Source organism: Streptomyces sp. ISL-100, assembly GCF_018614615.1.
In the GTDB taxonomy this organism is placed as follows: Bacteria; Actinomycetota; Actinomycetes; order Streptomycetales; family Streptomycetaceae; genus Streptomyces.
In genome coordinates, this window is the sequence record NZ_JAGGOK010000122.1 from 1 (window position 1) to 5250 (window position 5250).

The 5250-nt window shown below is 69.1% G+C and carries 4 protein-coding genes and 1 pseudogene; 2 read left to right on the forward strand and 3 right to left on the reverse strand.

Annotated elements, in window-relative coordinates; genetic code table 11:
• Nucleotides 1-158 precede the first annotated feature (158 nt).
• A pseudogene (locus J7E89_RS38015) lies at nt 159-871 on the forward strand (IS6 family transposase).
• 316 nt (nt 872-1187) lie between these two features.
• On the opposite strand, the gene J7E89_RS38020 reads toward J7E89_RS38015, so the two are convergent.
• The 3 genes from J7E89_RS38020 to J7E89_RS38030 form a co-directional block, all read right to left on the reverse strand.
• Nucleotides 1188-1754 (reverse strand): hypothetical protein, encoded by a 567-nt coding sequence (locus J7E89_RS38020; RefSeq protein WP_214980752.1) that lies wholly within the window; start codon nt 1752-1754, stop codon nt 1188-1190.
• Complete coding sequence (locus J7E89_RS38025) at nt 1754-2584, reverse strand: long-chain fatty acid--CoA ligase (protein WP_214980754.1); 831 nt, start codon at nt 2582-2584, stop codon at nt 1754-1756. Before J7E89_RS38025 ends, J7E89_RS38020 begins: the two co-directional genes overlap by 1 nt.
• 254 nt (nt 2585-2838) lie before the next feature.
• Nucleotides 2839-4038 carry an IS4 family transposase gene (locus J7E89_RS38030; protein ID WP_214980756.1) on the reverse strand — a complete coding sequence of 400 codons (1200 nt, stop codon included), beginning with the start codon at nt 4036-4038 and terminating at the stop codon, nt 2839-2841.
• A 461-nt stretch (nt 4039-4499) separates the two neighbouring features.
• On the opposite strand from J7E89_RS38030, the gene J7E89_RS38035 reads away from it, so the two are divergent.
• Nucleotides 4500-4802, forward strand: coding sequence for a hypothetical protein (locus J7E89_RS38035; RefSeq protein WP_214980758.1), 303 nt, complete (start codon nt 4500-4502; stop codon nt 4800-4802).
• The last annotated feature ends 448 nt before the right edge of the window (nt 4803-5250 follow it).

Below are 5250 nucleotides of genomic sequence, written 5' to 3' on the forward strand. Positions count from 1 at the left end.
AGTATGAAGCCGACTTCCCAGGTCCCTGCGATCGACGGGTAGCGCTTGCCCCACTTGTCGTCGAAGTCTGTCAGCCGTGCCCGGGGCGTTGTCAGGTTGAGTGGAGGCTCTTCCGGTAGCGTGATCATCTTGTTGGTCGGATCGCCGGGAGGGCTCGCGTGGACACGCCGTCGTATCGGGGTTTCCGGTTTCCGCCGGAGGTCGTCTCGCACTGCGTGTGGCTGTACCACCGGTTCGCCCTGAGTCTGCGCGAGGTCGAGGAGCTGATGCTCGAGCGCGGCATTGTGGTCTCCTACGAGACGGTCCACCAGTGGACGCGCCGGTTCGGCCCCGCCTACGCCGCGGCGCTGCGCCGGCGGCGCCCGAGGCCGGGTGAGAAGTGGCACTTGGACGAGGTCTTCGTCAAGATCCAGGGCCGGCAGCGGTACCTGTGGCGGGCCGTGGACGCCGACGGGAACGTGCTCGAATCCTGCTGCAGAACCGGCGCGACGAGGCCGCGGCCAGGCGCTTCTTCCGGAAGCTGATGAAGAAGACCCGCTCGGTGCCGAGGGTGATCGTCACCGACAAGCTCCGCTCCTACGGCGCGGCCCACCGCTACGCGATGCCCTCGGTCGAGCACCGCTGTCACAAGGGCCTGAACAACCGGGCCGAGAACAGCCACCAACCCACCAGGCAACGCGAACGCGCCATGAAGGCCTTCCGCTCCGTCGGCGCGGCCCAACGCTTCCTGGGAGCGTTCAGCGGCATCTCACCCCACTTCCGACCCCGACGCCACCTCATGACCGCCACCGACTACCTCACCGAAATGATCACCCGCTTCGCGATCTGGGACCAGATCACCGGAACTGTCGGCCTACCCGCAGCAGCCTGAACCACCGTCACCACCGCACCCAGCACGCCCTGAACCGGACCACCCTCCCGAGGACCAACTCGACCTGACAACGCCCCAGCGGGTCATTGACGGCTGGCTCGAGTCGGGCGGGGCCATCCGGCGCATCCGCGCAGGGGAATGGGCCAGGGCGAACGAGCTGCTGCCCGCTGCCGGGCACTGACAACTTTGACGAAGCGTCAGATGATCAATCGGAATTTCCGCCTTGAAACCCCTACTTTCGGCTCGTGAGCTTCATTCCCCCCATGGATTCTCGGGGCGAGATCATGAATCTCCTTGCTGATCATCTGACGCTTCGTCAAAGTTGACAGTGCCGAGCGCCAGCGCCTCGGGCCACAGGCTGTGGGCGCCGGGGTGGTTGCCGGCGGCGTTCACGGCGAAGACGTCGCCGCGCCGGGTCCACACCGCACGGCCGACGCGGGTGAGCGCGATCGCGCCAGTCGTCGGCCGTGCCCTGCGGCCGGGCTTGCCGGGAACTTTGGTACGCCGCCGCCAGGCGGGTGGCGATCGAGCGGGTCGCAGTCCGTACGACGGTGATGGGCACGCCGCCGACCCTGCTGACGTAGTGCTCGTACGCGGTGACGGACTGACCGGCCACCGTGCCGGTGGCGAACAGTTCGGGGGCGCGGCGCAGCGCGGCGGCCCGTTCGTCCGGGGCGAGGGGGGCGGCACGGCGCAGTGCGGTCAACGTCCGATGCACGAACAGTCCGGGTACCAGGCTGAGCTCGGCTGTGGCGGCACCGCTGACGTCGGTGACCGTGATCCTGTTGCGGGCACGGTAGGCCCCCTTGGCGCCGAGCGCGTCCAGCGGGAGCAGGTCCGCGCCGCCGTCGGCCGGCCGCGCGCCGGCCTTGGAGCCGGACATCAGTAGACCCCCTCGATGACTGTCTCGTTCTCGAATGTCTGCATAGGCGCGATGTCGGCGACGGAGTCGCCGAATCCGCCCTCGGGCGGTTCGACACGGGCGGCCACGTCCCGCTCCAGGTTGTTGGGCAGCAGGAACGACTTGCTGACGTGGAGGGCCACCACGCGCACGCGCTCCCCGAGGGCGGCCGGTTTGCCGGTCTCCGGATCGACGACGTTGAAGGTGACGTACGGGCCGAGGGTGTCCAAGACACAGGGACCGTTGTCGGGCAGTCCCGGGTGCTCGCCGGCGAAGCCGAGGATCATCGTACTGCCGTAGTTGCCGCTGAGCACCGTGTCGGGGAAGACCTCCGTCCGATACAGGTGACGGGAGTCGGGGTCGAGCTGGGTACCGCCCCAGCGGATGGCGCGCACTTTCTCGTTGCCCAGGTCGACCAGGTCCTCGCGGCGGGCCAGCCGCTCCAGCAGCGGCGGGGTGATGGTCATGACGCCGATGTCCTGGGTGCGCAGCACGTCCGCGGCCTGGTCGATGACGTGTTCGGCGTAGGCGGACGCCTCCGCGCCTCGCCCGTCGGCGATGGTCCGCTTCACCCAGCGCGGGTCGAGGTCGATGGAGAATCCGTACCGCCCGTGGGTCGTGGCGGAACGCTGGAAGTACTCGCCGACGATGTGCGGTCCGCTCGGGACGAGGCCCAGCCAGTCGGCGCCGCGCGGGAAGCGGTGGGCGTCCAGGGCGGCGTTGCTCCAGGCGAGCATCCGCTCGAGCCAGTCCCGCAGCGGGACCACCCGTTTCGGGGTGCCGATGGTGCCGCCGCTCTCGAAGATGCCCACTAAGCCCAATGCCGCTGCTTTAAGCCGTGGCCTTGGGTTTTCGCTTGGTCGGGGCGGTCTTGGACGCGGGAACGATGGTGACCGCATCGGCTGGTGGGGCGGCGGGCTGGGGCCAGGTGCGGTGGTGGGCGCGTTTGAGGCCCCAGTTGGACATCTTGCGCTTGACGACGCGGGGGAACGCGCGAAGTCTGCGGACCGGTAAGAGGCGTCGGGTGATCTCGGCGAGGGTGCGGTTCCAGGCAGTGGCCAGCCGCTCAGGGGGAAAAAGCCGCCTGGGCGGGTACCTGGCGGCGCACGACGCGCAGGGAGCGGGTGAAGGACAGCCGGTCGGGGTCGGTCCCGGCCCGGGCTGCGGCCTGGTGCATGACCTGGCGCACGGCGTGGTGGACGAGGAGGAAGCCGTAGACCTCCTGCTCGACGCCGTCGGGGTATCTGGAGCGCAGGACCACGTCCGGGCCGCGCTGGTGGACCTTGATCTCGTCCAGCACCCCTTCCACCTCCCACCGCTCGTGATACAAGGCAGCCAGCTCGGCCGCCGGTGCCTGGCCGGGCTCGAGGATCGTGGTGACCAGCCGGATGGGGCCGGCCTGCTCGTGTCCGGCGACGGTGTACTCCACCACCCGCACCGGCTGCGGATGCCGGTGGCGCCGGTCCGTGGCGACGAAGATCTCCGAGCGGTAGGAGCCGTCCGCGTACTGCTCGCACACGGGCAGTACCGCATTGGACTTCACCCGCCACAGCAGGTCGGCTCCGGTCGCGGCGGCCGTCTGCCACCGGTCGAAGGAAAGGAAGTTGCGGTCGGCCAGCAGGAGCATCCCCGGCTCGAGATGCGGCAGCAGGCTGTCGGCGAGGACCGTCTCGGCCGTCGTGCAGGGGCCGGTGGCCGCGGCGAAGACCGCGTGCGTGCCGCATTCGGCCAGTACCACCAGCCGCACCTGCGGGAACGAGCCCTTGCCCTCTCCACGCCCGGATCCCGGCCGGCCGAAGAAGGTGTCGTTGTCCTCGGTGTCCGCCACATCCAGCGTGGTGCCGTCCACTGCCACCAGCCTCCGCCCCCGATACCAGGCACCGATGGTCTCCGGCGTCGCCACTGGCCGACACACCCGCGCGAACAGCGCCTGCAGCGGCTCCGGCCCCAGCCGGGCACGCGCCCGGGAGATCGCCCCGGTCGAGGGCACCTCCCACGACCCCCGCCACTGGCGCGACCTCGCCAGCCCCTCCACCAGCAGCCGCGCGACCTCCTCATACGCCTGCCCCGAGAACAAACACATCGCCAGCACGAAGTAGACCGTCACCCGTGCCGGCAGCAGCCGACTCCGCTTCTCGCCCCGCCCCGTCTCAGCGACGACCTCATCGACCAGCTCCGCCGGAAACACCCGCGTCAACACCCCCAACGCGATCCGATCCGACAACCGCTCCTCAACCGGCGACTTCACCTGCCCAGCCCGTGGCACCAGCACCCCTCCCGGTCACAAGCTACAAGCAACTCACCCCAGAGTCAGCGGCATTGGGCCTACGCGTGCTATTCGCGCGAGTGCGCGCGCTCAGGCACGCGTGAGCACGCGTGCGCGTGTAGGCGCGTGCGCAAATCGGCTTACCTCGTGGGGTGTTGGGGCGCGTCGTTTTTGTTGGGAGGGGCGTCGCAGTTCCATCGCGTGCCCTCTGGCCTGCGGAAATCCTGTTCCTTATGGTGTGCTTGCTGTGGCCCTTCGGGGTGAGCTAGCCTTCTTGGTGAGCGGCTTCGTGCCGCTCTCCGACGGGCCCCGCTAACGCGGGGCCTTCTGCGTTCCCGCGGACCTTCAAGGGCCCCTGACACACATGCATGTGTGCCGGGGGTCCTTCGTCGTTACAGAGGCCCGCGTGCGTGCGTGTCCGCGCAATCAACACAGCAGGAAGCATCCGGAGGGGAACTGCCATGGGTAAGAAGGACAAGACGGAGAAGAAGGCCGCGAAGATGGAAAAGCGTCGGGCCAAGGCGCGCCAGCTTCACACGCAGTATCAGGCGCTGACGGCGTTGAGCACGGTCGTGGAGCAGAAGCGCCGAGTCCTCAGGGACAGGATCCAGGTTGCGGAGGCCCGGATGCGGGTGCCGGCGACGCCCGGTGGTGTTGTGCTCTCGGAGGGGCGGACAGGGCGGGTGAGCCCCAATGGCAAGCGGCAGCGGGTGCAGTTCGTGACGGGTGCCCAGAGCGGGCAGGACAACCCCCCGCGCGGCTGAGCACGGCTGCCTCCCCTACCCGCGGCAACCGCTCCGGGTCCAAGGGCCTGGGGCGGTTGCGGGGTAGTGGATGCCGGCCGCGGCACGGGGGCCGTACGGGATCTCCCGTGGCGCCGCCCCGGCGCCGCCTCGTCGCGGCGGACAAGGCATACAGCAACGAGCCCTGCCGCGAGTACCTGCGGCGCCGGGGCGTCCGGCACACCATTCCGGAGAAGGCCGACAGCCAGGCCGCCCGCCTGCAAGAAACGCAACACCGTCGAACGAGCGATCAACCGGCTGAAGCAGCACCGAGCCGTGGCCACCCGTTACGACAATCGCGGCTACGTCTACCTCGGCATCGCCACCGCAGCAGCCCTCGCTATCTGGCTCCGAACATGATCGGCCGGACAAGTCCTACTAGACCCAAGGCCACGGCTTAAAACAGCGGCATGACTCTGTTGGTGATCTT

What these genes read in the sequence shown, in the direction of transcription:
- J7E89_RS38020 (WP_214980752.1), bottom strand. Translation starts at nt 1,754, where the DNA reads ATGTCCGGCTCCAAGGCCGGCGCGCGGCCGGCCGACGGCGGCGCGGAC.
- J7E89_RS38035 (WP_214980758.1), top strand. Translation starts at nt 4,500, where the DNA reads ATGGGTAAGAAGGACAAGACGGAGAAGAAGGCCGCGAAGATGGAAAAG.